The sequence below is a fragment of the Nocardia sp. NPDC056952 genome (assembly GCF_042674185.1).
GTDB lineage: Bacteria > Actinomycetota > Actinomycetes > Mycobacteriales > Mycobacteriaceae > Nocardia.
Genome location: NZ_JBHURA010000002.1, coordinates 356,052 through 372,079 on the forward strand (window position 1 = coordinate 356,052; position 16,028 = coordinate 372,079).

Genomic DNA, 16,028 nt, shown 5'->3' on the forward strand with positions numbered 1-16,028 from the left:
CCGCTCAGAACTGCTGATTGCCGTAATCGCGGAACCAGGCCACGATCTGGTCGTGGTCGTGGTCGTGGTCGGCGGTTGCGGCCAGGGCCAGCAGGAGCAGCAGGCGCGCCTTCTTCGGTGCGAGGTCGCCGCCGCTGACGACGCCCGTCTTCGGGTCCACGGTGATCGCGCCCGAGCCGTAGCCGTTGGTGGCGACCAGGGCGATGCCCTTGGTCGCCATCGCGGCGTTGGCCTGGCTCGGAGACGGCGTGCCCGCGAACACGATGCCCTTGGCGCCCGCGGCGACGGCGGCGGTGATCGCCTCGGCGGGGGCGTCGAGGTAGCTGTGGGCGATGTCGACACGCGGGAGGGTGTCGCGGGGGATCGTGGTGAGGTCGAACGGGGTCGTCCAGCGGGCGGGGTCGTCGCAGCGTTGGACGCGGGCGGGGGCGCGTTGCACACGGATGCCCGCCTGGTCGATGGTGCCGAGGTCGCCGTATTCGTGGGTGGTGAAGGTGTGTACGCGGGTCGAGTCGGTCTTGGTGGCGTCGCGTGCGGGCAGGATCTGCTCGTTGAGGGCGATGACGGTGCCGAAGCAGGTGGTGCGGTTGCTCGCCGCGAGGCGGATCGCGTTGTACAGGTTGATCGGTCCGTCGCTGCCGATCGCGGTCCACGGTCGCATCGCCCCGGTCACGACCACGGGTTTCGTGCTGCGCACGGTGAGGTCGAGGAAGTAGCTCAGTTCTTCCATGGTGGCCGAGCCGGTGCTGACCACGACCGAATCATGGTCGCGGAGGCGACGTTCGACCAGCTGCGCCAGGTCGTAGAGGTCGGCGACGGTGTATTCGCCAGATCCCTTCTGCCCGAAGTCCTCGGTCGTCACGGCGGCGACATCACCGATTTCGGGGCGCAGCGAGTCGACGAGTTCGGCGATCGGGCGGGTGCCCGGCCGATAGGTTTCGAGGTCGGTGCGCCGGTCGGAGGTGCCCGCGATGGTGCCGCCGAGGCCGATCACCGCGACTCGCTGCGCGGCACCGGCCGGTGCGGAGTCGGCTGAGCTGACACCGATTCCGGCACCGGCGACGGTTCCGGCGAGAGCGATCGTGGCGGCGATTTTCGAGACTGTGGGCATGTCACTCACGCTAGGAACGCCACATGCCCGACCACATCCCTCCCGCGCGGTACCTCGATCCGATACCGAGGTACTGCGCGAGTGAGATCAGATCGTCTTGATGATGCCGCCGTCGATCACCACGTCGGCGCCGAGGATGTTGGCGGACTTGGCCGAGGCGAGGAAGGCGATCAGCGCGGCGATCTCGTCGGCTTCGGAGATCCGGCGCGAGGCGATGTCGAACTGTTCGGGCAGCGCCTCGAGCAGTTGCTGGTGGGAGATGCCCTGGGCGGCAGCCAGTTTGGCGCCGATGCGGTGTTCGTCGCGCCAGATCCTGGTGCCGACGGGGCCGGGGGAGACGGTGTTGACCCGCACGCCCTGCGGGCCGAACTCCTCACTGAGTCGTTTGCCGAGGGAGGTGAGGGCGGCTTTGGCTTCGCTGTAGCCCGTGGGGCCCACCGCGGGCAGGTGGGCGTTGATGGACGAGACGTTGATGATGGTGCCGCGGCGGTCGAGCAGACTCGGTAGCGCCGCGCGGGTGGCCCGGATCGCGCTGAACAGGTTGATGTCGAGGAAGTGGTGCCACTGGTCGTCGGTGGTGTCGAGGAACCCGGCCAGCGTGAGCCGATCCGGGTCGCCGCCGCCGACATTGTTGACCAGGATGTCGATGCCCCCGAGTTCCTCCAGCGCGGTGTCGATGACCGTGGTGACGCCCTGCGCGGTCCCCAGATCGGCGGCGACCGTCGCGGCCGCGACCTTGTCGAGCTCGGCAGTGATCGTGCGTGCGGCGCCGACGACGCGCACGCCCTCTGCGGCGAGTGTTTCGGCGACGGCCAGACCGATGCCGCGCGAGGCTCCGGTGACGACGGCGGTCTTGCCGGTGAGTTCGAGATCCATGCTCGTACCTTTCTTGAACTACAGGTCAATAATTAGGGCATGCGAAAAGTGCTGGCGGGACGAGAGTTTCAGAGGGTGGTCAGTGCTACGTCGATGAGGTGGTAGAGCTGGGCGGCATCGTTGGTCTTCGCCATGAGACGCAGGCCCGCGCTGGCGGTGAACAACAGGGCCGCAATCGAATTCGGGTCCACCTCACGGTCGACGTCGCCGTCGCGGCGGCCCTGGTCGATACGAGCGGCCAGGGTGGCGACGATGCGCTGTTCGATGCCGCGCAACACCGCGGTGGCTGCCGCGTCGTGACCGCCGAGTTCTGCCGCGGTGTTGACAGCGAGGCAGCCACGTCGGGTCGGCGAGGCCATGTCGAGATCGACCGCGGCGCGCAGGTATTCGCGCAGACACTCGCGGGTGGTTCCGGGCCGGGACATGTAGTCCTCGGCCATGGCCACGCCGAGTCGGCCGTAGCGGTCGAGAACGATGTCGAACAGGGCGCGTTTGCTGCCGAAGGTGTTGTACAGGCTGCCTTTTCCGATGCCGGTGGCTTCGGCGAGCTGTGCGGGGGAGGTGTTGGCGTAGCCGTGGGTCCAGAACTGGTCCATCGCACGGTCGAGGACCGTGTCGGTGTCGAAGTTCTGGGGCCGGGCCATATCTCGACGGTAGACGTTCTATACCTGTAGGTCAATAATTCGGGCCGAAGATCGTGGCCGTGCGTGCCACGATCTCGTGCGCTACTTGCCGATGATGCCGAAAGCGTTGCCGTCGGTGTCTTCCAGGACACAGATACGGGCGCCGGGGCTGACTTCGCGCGGGGCGGTCCGTTCGGTCGCGCCCGCGGCGATCGCCGCTGCTCTGGCCTTGTCCACATCGTCGACTCCGGCGAAGGCGACCGGACCCGCCGCGACGTCACCGCTGGGATCGAGGCCGATCTGGACGTCTCCGACCGCCCAGCCGACGTAGTACGGCTCGTCGGTGTGGGGTTCGCCGTAGAGGGTGGTGTAGACGGCTTTCGTCGCGGCCAGATCGGATACGGGGATGACGACGCTGGCGATGGTGGGGCTCATCGGATCTCCTCTTGCGATAGGAGCGAGCCACGTTCGCGAGCGACGAGTGGGACCGATCGTCGTGTGCGATGGTGACCGCGGTGGACGAATGACCTCGGCGCCCAGCCTACTCAGCCCCGCTCAGCCCTCCGTCGCTGCCGAAGCCCGCGTGTCGACGCTTCCTCAGCACGGTCGCGGTCGATCAGGACGAACCCGTCGCGTCAGGGGTGACCGCGTTCGGGCAAGACGAGCTGGGCGCCGGTGGTCGGGTGATCGAAGACGTCGACGGGGTGGTGGTAAACGGTGGTGAGCAATTCGCGGGTGAGGATCTCGCGCGGGGGTCCGTCGGCGGCGACGCGTCCCGCGTCCAAGACGGTGACCCGGTCGGCGTAGGCGGCGGCGACCCCCAGGTCGTGGACCACGACGACCACAGCGGCGCCCTCGGCAGCGCGGGCGGCAGCCAAGCGCAGGACGGCTTCCTGGTGCCCGAGGTCGAGGGCGGCGGTCGGTTCGTCCAGCAGCAGGGTGGCGGTGTCCTGAGCCAGAACGCGAGCCAGGGCCACCCGGGCACGCTCGCCGCCCGACAGCGACGGGAACACGCGCGTGGCGAGGTGGGTGACGTCGGTGGCGGCCAGTGCCGCGGTGATGAGGGCGTCGTCGTCGCCGGCGGCGGCAGTGTGCAGCCACGGGGCACGGCCCATGGCGACGACCTCACGCGCGGTGAACGGGAAGCCCACGGCGTGCGATTGGGGGAGCACCGCGCGGCGGCGGGCCATGTCGGCGGGGGTCCAGTGCGAGAGCGCGTGGCCTTCGAGTTTCACCGCGCCGGCGCTGGGCTCGAGTTCACCGGCGAGGGCGGCGAGCAGGCTGGACTTGCCCGCGCCGTTCGGGCCGACGAGCGCGACGATCTCGCCGGCCGCGACCTGGAAGTCGACCTCGTCGAGGACGGTACGGGCGCCCCGCTCGACGGTGAGCCCGGTGGCGCGCAGGGTGACGGTGCCGAGCTCCGGGCGCGTGGGCACGTCAGGGGTCCGTGCGAACAGCGAACGCCAGCAGGCGCGGCGCTCGCGGGTGGTGTCGGTCATCCCCAGCCTCCTGCACGGGCGCGGGTGCGGCGCAGCAGCCAGAAGAAGAACGGGCCGCCGATCAGGGAGGTGAGCATGCCCAGTGGCAGGTCCGCGTTGTGGACCAGCGTGCGGGCGACGACGTCGGCGCCCAGCAGCACCACCGCGCCCACGATCGCGCTGAGTGGGACGAGCACCCGGTGTCCGGGGCCGACCATCATGCGCACCAGGTGCGGCACGATCAGGCCGACGAACAAGATGATGCCGCTGAACGCCACGCCCGCGGCGGTGAGCACGGCGACCACCACGATCACCTGCCTGCGCAGCCGCTCCACGTCGACACCGAGGTGGCGGGCCGCGGAATCGCCGAGCGCGAGCAGATCCAGGCGTGGTGCGATGAGGATCGCGGCCAGGATGCCGACCGAGGCCAGCGCCGCCACCACCGCCACCGACTGCCAGGTGGCGCCGTTGAGGCTGCCGAGCTGCCAGAACACGATCTGATCCCGCGCGGCGGGGCTGGCGACGAACAGCAGCAGCGCGATCAACCCGCCGGCGAAGGCGTTGATCGCGACACCGGTGAGGATCAGCGTCACCACTTCGGTGCGTCCGTTCGACCTCGACAGCACATAGACCAGGGCGGTGGTGATCAACCCGGCGACGAAGGCGGCCGCCGCCACCGACCACGCGGCGACGAACGCGCCGCCGACGACGATCACCGTGCCCGCTCCGACCGCCGCACCGGCCGAGACCCCGATGACGCCGGGTTCGGCGAGCGGATTGGCGAACACCCCCTGCAACAACGCACCCGCTGTCGCCAGGCAAGCCCCGACCAGGATGGCGAGGGCCACCCGAGGAAACCGCACCTCCCACAGCGTCACCTCACCGGCCGGATGCGCGGGCACGGGCCCGATGTCCAGGCCGATCCGGTGCGCCACACTGCCGAGCACCTCGGCGGCGGTCGTGGGGACCTGCCCGAGCACCGCTGAGACCAGCGCCAGCACGAGCAGGGCGAGCAACGCCACCGCGAACACAACGGTCACGCGCGTGCCCCGGTGCCCCGTGGGCGGCAGGGGATCGGGGGTGGCGTCGGTGATCCGCGGGGTGTCCGCGGCTTTGGTCAGGTCGGGAACTTCGCTCATGCGGGGTCCGCCCGGCACGACTGCTGAGCGCTCATGCCGATTTGCCGTAGACGGCGTCGGACAGTGCGGAGACGACGCGGCCGGTGTTGGGACCGAAACTGAGGATCACCGCGTCGGACATGTCGACCACGCGTCGATTGCGGCCCGCCGGAGTCTGGGCGATGCCGGGCACCTTCTCCAGTCCCTCGACCCCGCCCACCGATTTCAGCCCGTCCGACATCACCAGCAACACATCGGGGGCGGCGGCGATCATCGCCTCGCTGGTGATGGACACGAACGGTTCGTTCACCCCGGAGGCGGTGCCCGCGTCCACGCCACCGATCGCGGTGATCAGCGAATCAGCGCCCGAGCCGCGCCCGGCGATCATGGTGATCGCGGCGCTGCGCAGGTACAGGAAGGCGATCTTGGGCTGTGGATCCTGCTCGGGCACGCGGGCGGTCGCAGCGGCGATTTCGTCGTGGGTGCGCGCGCCGAGCTGCTTGCCCGCTTCGGGAACGCCCAGCGCGGTGGCCACCGCCTCGATCTGCGGGACGACACCGTCCATGCTGCGATCGGGGTCGAAGTAGACGACGGTCACCCCGGCCGCGCGTAGCTGCTCGCGTACGGCGGGGGCCGCGCTGGTGGTGTCGGTGAGGAATACCGACGGGCGCAGGTTCAGGACCGCTTCGACGCTGAGGCTGCCGTTGCCGCCGGCCACATTGGGCACGGACGCGACGGCGGGGAACGACGCCGAGGTACTGCGACCGACGAGGTTCGCGCCCAGTCCGAGGGCCCACACGGTTTGGGCGAGGGTGCCGTACCGGTCGACGGCGATGATCCGCGAGGTGTCGGCGATCGTCACCTCGGTGCCGTCATGGGACTTCACCGTCACCGGCAACCGTGGACTCGGCGCGGGTCCGATCGGCACGGGGTCGAGGTCGGCGAGCTGGGCTGTCACCGGCCCACCGGAATTGGCAGTCGATGCAGGATTGCTTCCGGTGCAAGCGACGGCGCCGGTCAGTACCGTCGCCGCGAGCATCGCCGTCAGCACACCACGCAGTTTCATGTAGGTAAGGCTAGCCATCATTCGGAACGGGCGCTCACATCGTCCAGTGCCGCCGCGATCGCCCGCGGCAACTCGAGGGTTTCGGCGGCCAGCACACCGGTGAGCTGACCGATATCGCGGGCACCGACGATCATGCTCGCGATGCCCGGCCGATCCCGGATCCAGGCCAGCGCCACCGCCAACGGTGACGTGCCCAGCCCGTCGGCGGCGGTGACCAGCGCGTCGACCACTCTGGTCGCGCGATCGTCGTCGAGTCTGCGCCGGATCTCGGCCGCGGTCGCCTCGTCGGCACCCCGCGAATCCGCGGGGACACCGTCGCGATACTTGCCGGTCAGGATTCCACCCGCCAGCGGCGCCGACGCGATGACGCCCACCCCGTGGTGGCGGGCGGCGGGAATCACATCGCTCTCGGTACCACGCGCGAGCAGCGAATACGGCGTCTGCGCGGCGCTGATCGGCGCGATCGCGGCCAGACTCGCCAACTGCCACGCCGCGAAGCCACGCACCCCCGCGTACCGGGTGCGGCCGGTACGCACCGCGGTCTCGAGGGTCGCCGCGACCTCATCGAGCGGGGTGTACGGATCCCAGGCGGCGATGCTCCAGATGTCGAGATGGTCGGTGCCCAGTTCGAGCAGGGTCCGATCGAGTTGTTTGAGCAGCGTGCGTCGCGACGCGTCGACCACCGGGCCCATCGCCGCGGGCGCGGGCACCGAGTCGCCGACCCCGGCGCCGGGCGCGTGCATCACCACACCCGCGCTGCCGCTGAGCACCAATTCGTCACGCGACACCAGGTCGCCGAGCAGGTCCGCCAGGATCCGCTGCGCCGCTCCCTCGCCGTAGACGGGCGAGAGGTCGACGAGCGTGCCACCGGCCTCGGTGAACGCCGCCAACTGCACCGATGCCTCGTCGGCATCGGTATGTGTCCCCCAGGTATGGGTCGCCAACCCGATTCGCGACACCCGAAGTCCGCTGCGTCCCACCGTTCGCTGTTCCATCACCGCGCCCGCGCATTCGTCACGGCGACAGCCTAATGCGCGCACCACCGCTGCCTCGCTCGGCGACCCGTGCCACGGCGCGGCAGAACGCGATCTCGGTGACGGGCGGGCGACGACCGACCGCGACGACGGGTAGGGTCGCTGCGAGATCGTGGCGGTCACAGCCACAGGTGAAGGAAAAGCCCAGGAGGACGCCGTCTTTCGGGCGCGAGTCAGCAGGAGGACGTGTTGGGCGAGTCGATGACCTGGTTCCAGGCATTGGTACTCGGATTGGTGCAGGGACTCACCGAGTTCCTGCCGATCTCGTCCTCGGCGCACCTGCGCATCGTGTCGGGCGTGTTCTTCGGTGACGACGCGGGTGCGTCGTTCACCGCGGTCACCCAGCTCGGAACCGAGGCAGCGGTGCTGGTGTACTTCGCCAAGGACATCTGGCGCATCCTCGTCGCCTGGTTCACCACGCTCGGGATGCGCTGGCGCGAACGGTCCCAGCGCGAGGTCGCGGTGGGCGACCGGGTCACCACGAAGCTGCCGGTGATGGACCGCAGTGCCCGTGACGCGCACGAACGCGACACCCAGCGCGAACTCGACTACCGCATCGGCTGGTACGTGATCATCGCCACCATCCCGATCGGGGTGTTGGGCTACCTGTTCAAGGACGAGATCCGCACCGGTGCCCGCAACTTGTGGTTGGTCTCGTTCATGCTGGTCGCATTCGCGCTGGTGATCGCCGCGGGTGAGTACTTCGGCAAGAAGGAACGTCCGATCGAACAGCTCACGACCCGCGACGGCATCCTCATGGGCCTGGCCCAATGCCTCGCGCTGATTCCCGGCGTGTCCCGCTCCGGCGCCACCTCCACCGCGGGTCTGTTCCTGGGCCTGAAGCGCGAAGCGGCCGTGCGGTTCTCGTTCCTACTGGCCATCCCCGCGGTGACGGCATCGGGCCTGTTCAGTCTGCCCGACGCGTTCGAACCGGCAGGTGAGGGCCTCAATGCCAGTGGGCCGCAGCTGCTGGTCGCCACCGTGGTGGCGTTCGTCGTCGGGTACGCCTCGGTGGCGTGGTTGCTGAAGTTCGTCGGCAAGCATTCGTTCTACTGGTTCGTCGGCTACCGGATCATCCTCGGTATCACGATGCTGGGACTGCTGGCCGCCGGCGTCGTCTCCGCCACCTGATCCCGACCCCGACCCACGGTTAGGCTGGTCCCATGACGGTGATCCTGCTCCGGCACGGAGTGTCCACCTCCAACACCGCGCGCACCCTCGCGGGCCGCGCCCCCGGTGTCGAACTCACCGAGCGCGGCACCGAACAGGCCGCCGCGGTGGCCGACCGGCTCGCGATGCTGCCGATCGAACACATCGCCAGCTCACCGCTGCTGCGCTGCCAGCGCACCGTGGCGCCGCTGGCCGAGAAACTCGGTCTCGAACCCGACCACGACGAACGCCTCATCGAGGTCGACTACGGCGACTGGACCGGGCGCCCGATCGCCGAACTGGTCACCGAACCGCTGTGGCGGATCGTGCAGGGTCACGCCTCGGGTGCGGTGTTCCCCAGTGGGGAAGGGCTGGCCCAGGTCCAGCAGCGCGCGGTCGCCGCGATCCGCGACATCGAACGCACCCTGGCCGAGAAAGCGGGCCGGGATGTGCTGTGGGTGGCGTGCGCGCACGGCGACGTCATCAAATCGATCCTGGCCGACGCTCTCGGCCTGCACCTGGACAGCTTTCAGCGGATCGCGGTGGAACCGGCCTCGATCAGCGTCGTCCGCTACAGCCCACACGGGCCGTCGGTGTGGAAGTTCAACGACACCGGCGCCGATCTTTCCGCGCTGGCCGCGGCCGCACCGACGACACCGACACCCGGTGGAGAGGTACCTGCGGCCGCGAACGCGGATAATGGGAATGCGGGGCACCGCGATTCTCCTTAGAGGAGTGTGTTCGTGAGTGTCGATCAGGGTCACGTATCAGGAGGTGCATGTGTCACGCGCAATCCATGTATTTCGCACCCCCGATCGTTTCGTCGCCGGGACCGTCGGTGAACCGGGCGATCGTTCGTTCTACCTGCAGGCTGTGCAGGAGCCGCTGGTGGTGAGCGTGCTGCTCGAGAAGCAGCAGGTGAAGGTGCTCGCCGACCGGATGGGTCTGCTGCTCGACGAGGTAGCGCGCCGCTTCGGCGCCGAGGTGCCACCCGAAGGTGAGGACGTGCGCGATGTCGCGCCGCTGGTCACCCCCATCGACACCGAATTCCGGGTCGGCACCATGGGTCTGGGCTGGGATTCCGACGCCAACGCCGTAGTGGTCGAGTTGCTCGCGATCACCGAGACCGAGGTCGACGAATCGGTGGTGCTCGACGACACCGACGAAGGCCCCGACGCGGTGCGGGTTTTCCTGACCCCCATCCAGGCGCGCGAGTTCGCGTTGCGGTCGGCGCGGGTGATCGCGGCGGGCCGCCCACCGTGCCCGCTGTGCGGGGAACCGCTGTCCTCGCGGGGGCACATGTGTGTGCGCACCAACGGGTACAAGCGCGGCGAGATCTTCGGCGCTGCCGAGCTCGAAGAGGAGTGATCTCCTGTGCCGGTACTCACCGAAGGTGACCTCGACATCGTCGGCCGGATCGGCGTCGCCAGCAACCTCACGCTGGTGTGTGAGATCGCCGCACCCGAACCCGACGGTGCCCCGCTGAGGGTGGTGTACAAGCCGGTGCGTGGTGAACGGCCGCTGTGGGACTTTCCCGACGGCACCCTCGCGGGCCGCGAAGTCGCGTCGTATCTGATCTCCGAACACCTCGGCTGGGGTGTGATCCCGGAAACGGTGCTGCGTGACGGGCCGCTGGGGCCGGGCATGGTGCAGCGCTGGGTCACCTCGGTCGATAACCGCACCGACGCCCGTCAGCGCCTCGACCTGGTCGATCTGTGCACGCCGGGAACAGTGCCCGAGGGATTCTGCGAAGTGCTGCGCGCGCTCGACGAGCAGGGCAACGAGGTCTCGCTCATCCACGCCGACGATCCGCGCCTGCAGCGGATGGCGGTGCTGGATCTGTTGCTCAACAACGCCGATCGCAAAGGCGGGCACGCGCTCGAAGGTGTCGACGGGCAGGTCTACGGCGTCGACCACGGCATCTGCTTACACGCCGAACCGAAGCTGCGCACCGTGCTGTGGGGCTGGGCGGGGCGGCCGGTGCACGAGTCGCTGATCCCCGACATCACCACCTTCGCCGCGAATCTGCCCGGCGCCGTGGCCGATTCGCTGGCCATCCACATCACCGACGCCGAGATCACCGCCCTGGCCGAACGGGCGAAGGCCCTGCTGGATCACCCGGTGATGCCGATCCCGAACTCTTCGCGTCCGATCCCCTGGCCCGCTTTCTGACAGCAGGTCCGGAGCCGATAATCGGTCGTGCTCCGCCCGGCCCGGTTGCTACATTGCAGCCATGAAGGTCGATTCACGAATCGCTGCCGCGACCGCACGAGCTCTCAGCTCGCCGGTCGCTGCCGCCTGACCTTCTCTCCCACGCCGGCGACCGGAAACGGTCCGCTGGCGTGCGTCGGTCTTGTCGCTGTTCGTCATGGTGGCCGCTTCCGGTCGATGTCACCTCGATGGAGCAACCACCATGATCACCACAGACCAGACCGTTCAGACCTTCCTCGACTATTTCCGCGAACGCGGGCACGAACTCACACCGGGCGGATCGCTCATCCCCTCGCCGGGGGATCCGGTGCTGTTCACCAGCTCCGGGATGCACCCGTTGACCCCGTATCTGAGCGGCCGGCCCCACCCGCTGGGCCGGCGACTCACCGGGTTGCAGCGATGCTTGCGCACCACCGATCTCGACGAGGTCGGTGACGACACCCATCTCACCGTGTTCGAGATGCTCGGATCGTGGTCACTCGGCGACTACAGCGGCCCGCAGAGCCTGCGGTGGGGAGTGGAACTGCTGCGTGACGGCTTCGGTATCGACCCGAACCGGATGCACGTCACGGTGTTCGGCGGTGACGACCATGTCGGGCCCGACCACGAGTCCTGGCGCACCTGGGACGAGCTGGGTCTGCCGGTCGAACCGACCGTCGACGAGAACTGGTGGTCCAACGGCCCGACCGGCCTGTGCGGGCCCGACTCCGAGATCTTCGTCTGGACCGGCGACGACATGCCGCAGGGCACACCGATGACCGATGACCGGTGGGTGGAGGTGTGGAATCACGTCATGATGCGCTACCTGCGCCATCCTGACGGCAGCCTCGAACCGATGCGACGACCCTGCGTCGACACCGGGCTGGGGCTGGAACGGCTGGTGCGAATCCTGCGGAACACGCGGTCTGTCTTCGAGATCGACCTGTTCGAGCCCTGGCTGACCACCCTGCCCCGAATCTGGGGTCCGCTCGATGATCGGTCGCTGCGCGTGCTGTCGGACCATCTGCGATCGAGCATCGTCATCCTCGGCGACGGGGTCACCCCGTCCCCCTCGGGGCGTGGTCACATCCTGCGGCGTTTGATCCGCCGCACCCTCACCACGGTGTGGCGCGACGATCCGACCCGCAGCCTGACCGACCTGCCGATCGAGCTGGTGGACCACACCCTCGGGCACTTCCGGCAATCCGTGCGCTCCCAGGACGTGCGAACCCTGCTGGTCGAGGAGGAACACAAATTCGGTCTGCTGCTCCAGCGTGGGCGAAAGGTCTTGTCCCACCGTCGTTTCAGCGGACCCTTGACCGACAGCGACTACCACTACCTGCACGACACCCACGGTCTGCCCCGCGATCTCGTGGTGTATCTGACCACCGAAGCCTCAGTCGGATGAGAGGGTGCCGCGCTCGTGCTCGGTGTCGCCTGACGGATCCGGTCGGACACCTTCCCGTAGTGTCCGAAACGTCGAGGTGAGGCCGATGAGTTTCGAGCGCGAAGGAGGTCTACACGGTCATGAGGAAACTGATCTACGGGTTCGGCGTGTCGGTCGACGGTTACGTCAACGACCGCGACGGCAGAATCGACTGGACCGAACCCGACGACGAGCTGCACCAGTACCACAACGACAGATTCCGCGGGCTCGAGATCGCGGTGAACGGTCGCAGGCTCTACGAGCTGATGGCCGAGTACTGGCCGCACGTGCCCGAGGACGCCCCGCCCATCCAGCGCGAGTTCGGCGAACTCTGGACCCGCACACCCAAGGTCGTCTTCTTCCGCACGCTCACCGAGGTCCACTGGAACAGCACCCTGGTCAGCGAGAACGCGGTCGAGGAGGTCCGCAGGATCAAGGCCGAAGGCGACGGCGTCATGGAGGTCGGTGGTGCGAGCCTCGCGTCCGCGCTGATGCCACACGGGCTCATCGACGAGTACCACCTGTACGTCTCGCCGATAGTGCTCGGCGGTGGCACACCGATGTTCCCGGCACTGGACCAGCGGATCGGGCTGCGATTGGTCGAGACGCGGCGCTTCGAAACGGTGATGCTGCTGCGCTATCAGGTCGACTGAGGTCCGCTCACCGCGGCTGTAGCTGGTGTTTCTCGCGGTGTCCGAGGCTCTGTTGCCTGGTCAGCGCCGGTGCTAGTGTGCTCCAAGCACTTTCGTTATCCCCGTGAGATCTGAGGAAACCTATGTCGACCCGTTCTATCGTCACCGCCTCCGCAGCCGCGTTGCTGCTCACCGGTGCTGCCGCTGCTGTGGCCGCGCCCGCGCAGGCGTTCCCCGCCGGCTGGTGGGCTGAGAAGACCTACGTGTGTTCGTCCACCAACCAGGCCGGTGCGCCGCTGCCCGACGTTACGGTGAAGGCCGGCAACGAGGTTGGCGCGGCGTACTACGCGACCCAGCAGCTCGGCCCGGACGCGGCGCAGATGCAGTGCCGCGAACTGTGATGTGATCATGTTCGGTGTCGCCGCACGTCGGGGAGCGGTGGCACCGAAGTCTCATCCCGCGTGCGAGAGCACGAATTCGCTGATCGCAGCAGTCTGATTCACCAGCGCGTGCCCGGCTCCGGACAAGAGCCGCACCTCGCCTCGGGTGAAGGCACGGGCGCGTTCGGCGGTGCGTGCGGAGTCGAATAGGGCGTCGCGTTCGCCGACGATTATCAGGACCGGGATGTCCACTTCGCGTAGTTGTTCGTCGCGGAACATGGGCAGTTTCCCGGGTCGGGGCGAGAAATGGGTGAACGTCAATTCGATGTCGTCGAGGATCGGATCCGCTTGCGCCCCATCGAGGCCGAGGCCGAGGCGTGCCATGTCGCGCACGCTGTGCCTGCCGATCATCCGCAGCCCGATCGCCTTCACGAGCCAGCCGTAGCGGTGCTTGCCCAGTCCTCCCGGGCACAGCAGAACCAACGTCGTGACCCGGCCCGGTCTGCGCAGGACGTAATCGAGTGCGGTCCACCCACCCAGTGACATGCCGACCAGCGCCACGGTCTCGAGGCCGAGTCCGTCGACGACCTCGTCGAGCCAGTTCGCGGTCGCATCGCTGTCCAAGGCCAGCCGGGTGGGGGCGCTGAAGCCGGGTTCGCCGGGCAGATCCACCGCGTACACGCGGAAACTTCTCGACCAGTCCGCGATGTCGGCGCGCCAGGTGCTCGCGTTGGCTCCTGAGCCGTGCAGTACGACCAGCGGCGGTGCGTGCACCGGCCCGGAGGCCACGACGAACGTCTCGCCGATGCCGGTGTCGATCCGCACTTCCTCGCGTGGAACCGGCCAGGCGTCGAGGTGTTCGCGGTAGCGCTGCTCGACGAGCCGTCGGCCTTCGTCGGATTTGTAGATCATGAGCGCAGGATTCCGTCCAGGTAGTCGAGCAGGCGGGAGCTGTCGGCGAGGCTGCCGAGCAGGATCACTTTGAGGCGGTGCCGGGCCGGGTCGTAGCTGGTTTCCACGCGCATCCGCTGACCGCCGCCGCCTCGGGTCCCGGCGGTGGCGGTGAGCAGGGTGGTGATCCGGTCGACGGTGGCGCGGTCGATGTCGTCGATCTCGACGATGCAGGAGGACTCGGCATGCCGACGCGGTGTCGTCTGCGGTGTGGTGATCGGCAGTCCGGTGAACGTCTCGAGGTCCTCGTGGGTGATGCGGTACTGCTTGCCGATGCGCGCGGCGGGCAGTTTGCCGTCGCGCACATAACTGCGCACGGTGCGGACATGCAGTCCGAGCAGTTCGGCGACCTGCTCCACCGAATAGAGACGATCTGTCATGAAACAACCGTAAACGGAGGTACCTATAGGGATCAATAGGGATGTTTTGTGAATTGTGGACTGTGACAATGATCGCGATGGCAACCGTTCGCCCAGGTGGGACCGCACACTGGGCACGACACGCACGATTCGCCCCGCTACCCCCGTGACCAGCGGATCTGCTCGAGCGCAAACCTTGACGCGGCCGCCGTGACACGTTTGTGTGCAGGTAGCGGGCCGTGCCGCGACGCCGCGAGCAACCCCATGGGCCGGGCCGCGAGCCGAGCACCTCGACAGGGGCTCTACCCTCGAAGACATGCAGTCCTGGTCCGATATCGCCCTGCCGACAGTCCCCGGAACAGGGCCGCCGTTGCGTTTGTACGACACCGCCGACCGTCAGATCCGACCGGTCACCCCCGGCGAGACCGCGAAGATGTACGTCTGCGGCATCACGCCCTATGACGCCACCCACCTCGGTCACGCCGCCACCTACCTGACGTTCGACCTGGTCAACCGGATCTGGCGCGATGCGGGCCACGACGTGCACTACGTGCAGAACGTCACCGACGTCGACGACCCGCTGTTCGAGCGCGCCGAGCGCGACGGTATCGACTGGCGCGACCTCGGCAGCCGCGAGATCGACCTGTTCCGCGAAGACATGGCCGCACTCCAGGTGCTGCCCCCGCGCCACTACATCGGCGCCATCGAATCGGTGGAAGAGGTGGTGGAGCTGGTGCAGAAGTTGCTCGCCGCCGGCGCCGCCTACATCGTCGACGATGCCGAATACCCCGACATCTACTTCCGCACCGACGCCACCGAGCAGTTCGGCTACGAATCCGGCTACGACCGCGCCACCATGGAGACGCTGTTCGCCGAACGTGGCGGCGACCCGGACCGGCCGGGCAAACGCGACACCATCGACGCGCTGCTCTGGCGGGCCGAACGCCCCGGTGAACCGTCGTGGGAGGCGCCTTTCGGCGCGGGCAGGCCCGGCTGGCATATCGAGTGTGCGGCGATCGCGCTCAACCGCATCGGCGCCGAGTTCGACATCCAGGGTGGCGGCTCGGACCTGATGTACCCCCACCACGAGTACTCCGCCGCGCACGCCGAGGCCATCACCGGCGCCCGCCGCTTCGCCCGCCACTACGTGCACGCCGGCCTGATCGGCCTGGACGGCGAGAAGATGTCGAAGTCCCGGGGCAACCTCGTTCTCGTGTCGAAGCTGCGCCGCGCCGGTGTCGACCCTGCCGCGATCCGCCTCGGCCTGCTCGCCGGTCACTACCGCGCCGATCGCATGTGGACCGACGAGGTGCTCACGGCCGCGCAGCACCGCCTCGACCGCTGGCGTGAAGCCGTGTCGCTGGCTTCGGGCCCCTCGGCCACCGACACCGTCGCCCGGCTGCGGCAGCACCTGGCCGACGACCTCGACACCCCGAAGGCACTCGACGCGATCGACAACTGGGCCGAACAGGCCATCGCCTACGGCGGCGCCGACACCGAAGCCCCCGCCCTGATCCGCGCCGCTGTCGACGCGCTCCTGGGCGTCGGTCTCTGACACGATCGCGGGTCAGCGCGGCGAGGGCCTTCCTGATGCCGCGCTGACCTGCGCCGACCTGTGACCCGCTGCCGGTAGAG

General features: G+C 68.4%; 18 protein-coding genes. 8 read left to right on the forward strand and 10 right to left on the reverse strand.

The genetic code is table 11. The features are described from left to right. Nucleotides 1–4: 4 nt before the first annotated feature. The 8 genes from ACFTS5_RS08890 to ACFTS5_RS08925 form a co-directional block, all read right to left on the reverse strand. Nucleotides 5–1,111: an asparaginase gene (locus tag ACFTS5_RS08890; protein ID WP_378629059.1), complete on the reverse strand. Its 1,107-nt coding sequence runs from the start codon at nt 1,109–1,111 to the stop codon at nt 5–7. A gap of 87 nt (nt 1,112–1,198) precedes the next feature. Beyond that, entirely contained in the window at nt 1,199–1,987 is a 789-nt protein-coding gene (locus tag ACFTS5_RS08895; protein WP_378629062.1) for an SDR family oxidoreductase, read from the reverse strand. Nucleotides 1,988–2,055: 68 nt separating this feature from the next. Continuing rightward, nucleotides 2,056–2,631 (reverse strand): TetR/AcrR family transcriptional regulator, encoded by a 576-nt coding sequence (locus ACFTS5_RS08900; RefSeq protein WP_378629064.1) that lies wholly within the window; start codon nt 2,629–2,631, stop codon nt 2,056–2,058. Between the two features lie 81 nt (nt 2,632–2,712). Then, nucleotides 2,713–3,045, reverse strand: coding sequence for a VOC family protein (locus ACFTS5_RS08905; protein ID WP_378629065.1), 333 nt, complete (start codon nt 3,043–3,045; stop codon nt 2,713–2,715). Nucleotides 3,046–3,245: 200 nt separating this feature from the next. Next, nucleotides 3,246–4,109, reverse strand: coding sequence for a heme ABC transporter ATP-binding protein (locus ACFTS5_RS08910; RefSeq protein ID WP_378629067.1), 864 nt, complete (start codon nt 4,107–4,109; stop codon nt 3,246–3,248). Continuing rightward, nucleotides 4,106–5,227, reverse strand: coding sequence for a FecCD family ABC transporter permease (locus ACFTS5_RS08915; RefSeq protein ID WP_378629069.1), 1,122 nt, complete (start codon nt 5,225–5,227; stop codon nt 4,106–4,108). The genes ACFTS5_RS08910 and ACFTS5_RS08915 overlap by 4 nt, the downstream gene beginning before the upstream one ends. Nucleotides 5,228–5,258: 31 nt before the next feature. Continuing rightward, the gene (locus ACFTS5_RS08920; protein WP_378629071.1) at nt 5,259–6,272 is read right to left on the reverse strand and encodes a hemin ABC transporter substrate-binding protein; all 1,014 of its coding nucleotides are present in this window, start codon (nt 6,270–6,272) and stop codon (nt 5,259–5,261) included. A gap of 17 nt (nt 6,273–6,289) precedes the next feature. After that, on the reverse strand, nt 6,290–7,267 hold the full coding sequence (locus ACFTS5_RS08925) for an aldo/keto reductase (RefSeq protein WP_378629072.1): 978 nt from the start codon (nt 7,265–7,267) through the stop codon (nt 6,290–6,292). Nucleotides 7,268–7,495: 228 nt separating this feature from the next. Between ACFTS5_RS08925 and ACFTS5_RS08930 the strand changes: the two genes are divergently transcribed. The 7 genes from ACFTS5_RS08930 to ACFTS5_RS08960 all read left to right on the forward strand — a co-directional run bounded on the left by ACFTS5_RS08930 (nt 7,496) and on the right by ACFTS5_RS08960 (nt 13,104). After that, nucleotides 7,496–8,437, forward strand: a complete 942-nt coding sequence (locus ACFTS5_RS08930; RefSeq protein WP_378629074.1) for an undecaprenyl-diphosphate phosphatase — start codon at nt 7,496–7,498, stop codon at nt 8,435–8,437. A 32-nt stretch (nt 8,438–8,469) separates the two neighbouring features. Beyond that, nucleotides 8,470–9,186 carry a histidine phosphatase family protein gene (locus ACFTS5_RS08935; protein WP_378629076.1) on the forward strand — a complete coding sequence of 239 codons (717 nt, stop codon included), beginning with the start codon at nt 8,470–8,472 and terminating at the stop codon, nt 9,184–9,186. A gap of 49 nt (nt 9,187–9,235) precedes the next feature. Continuing rightward, a complete protein-coding gene (locus ACFTS5_RS08940) occupies nt 9,236–9,823 on the forward strand; it encodes a DUF3090 domain-containing protein (RefSeq protein ID WP_056820470.1) in 588 nt (195 codons plus the stop codon). 6 nt (nt 9,824–9,829) lie between these two features. Further along, entirely contained in the window at nt 9,830–10,627 is a 798-nt protein-coding gene (locus ACFTS5_RS08945; RefSeq protein ID WP_378629078.1) for an SCO1664 family protein, read from the forward strand. A 241-nt stretch (nt 10,628–10,868) separates the two neighbouring features. Next, nucleotides 10,869–12,053: an alanine--tRNA ligase-related protein gene (locus ACFTS5_RS08950; RefSeq protein ID WP_378629079.1), complete on the forward strand. Its 1,185-nt coding sequence runs from the start codon at nt 10,869–10,871 to the stop codon at nt 12,051–12,053. A gap of 119 nt (nt 12,054–12,172) precedes the next feature. Further along, entirely contained in the window at nt 12,173–12,724 is a 552-nt protein-coding gene (locus tag ACFTS5_RS08955; protein ID WP_378629081.1) for a dihydrofolate reductase family protein, read from the forward strand. Nucleotides 12,725–12,846: 122 nt separating this feature from the next. After that, nucleotides 12,847–13,104 carry a hypothetical protein gene (locus tag ACFTS5_RS08960; protein WP_194828263.1) on the forward strand — a complete coding sequence of 86 codons (258 nt, stop codon included), beginning with the start codon at nt 12,847–12,849 and terminating at the stop codon, nt 13,102–13,104. Nucleotides 13,105–13,155: 51 nt separating this feature from the next. On the opposite strand, the gene ACFTS5_RS08965 is transcribed toward ACFTS5_RS08960, so the two are convergent. Both ACFTS5_RS08965 and ACFTS5_RS08970 read right to left on the reverse strand, forming a co-directional pair. Next, nucleotides 13,156–13,995 (reverse strand): alpha/beta fold hydrolase, encoded by an 840-nt coding sequence (locus ACFTS5_RS08965; RefSeq protein ID WP_378629082.1) that lies wholly within the window; start codon nt 13,993–13,995, stop codon nt 13,156–13,158. Beyond that, complete coding sequence (locus ACFTS5_RS08970) at nt 13,992–14,414, reverse strand: helix-turn-helix domain-containing protein (RefSeq protein WP_378629083.1); 423 nt, start codon at nt 14,412–14,414, stop codon at nt 13,992–13,994. The genes ACFTS5_RS08965 and ACFTS5_RS08970 overlap by 4 nt, the downstream gene beginning before the upstream one ends. A 295-nt stretch (nt 14,415–14,709) precedes the next feature. Between ACFTS5_RS08970 and mshC the strand changes: the two genes are divergently transcribed. Continuing rightward, nucleotides 14,710–15,948 carry a cysteine--1-D-myo-inosityl 2-amino-2-deoxy-alpha-D-glucopyranoside ligase gene (gene mshC / locus ACFTS5_RS08975; protein WP_378629085.1) on the forward strand — a complete coding sequence of 413 codons (1,239 nt, stop codon included), beginning with the start codon at nt 14,710–14,712 and terminating at the stop codon, nt 15,946–15,948. The last annotated feature ends 80 nt before the right edge of the window (nt 15,949–16,028 follow it).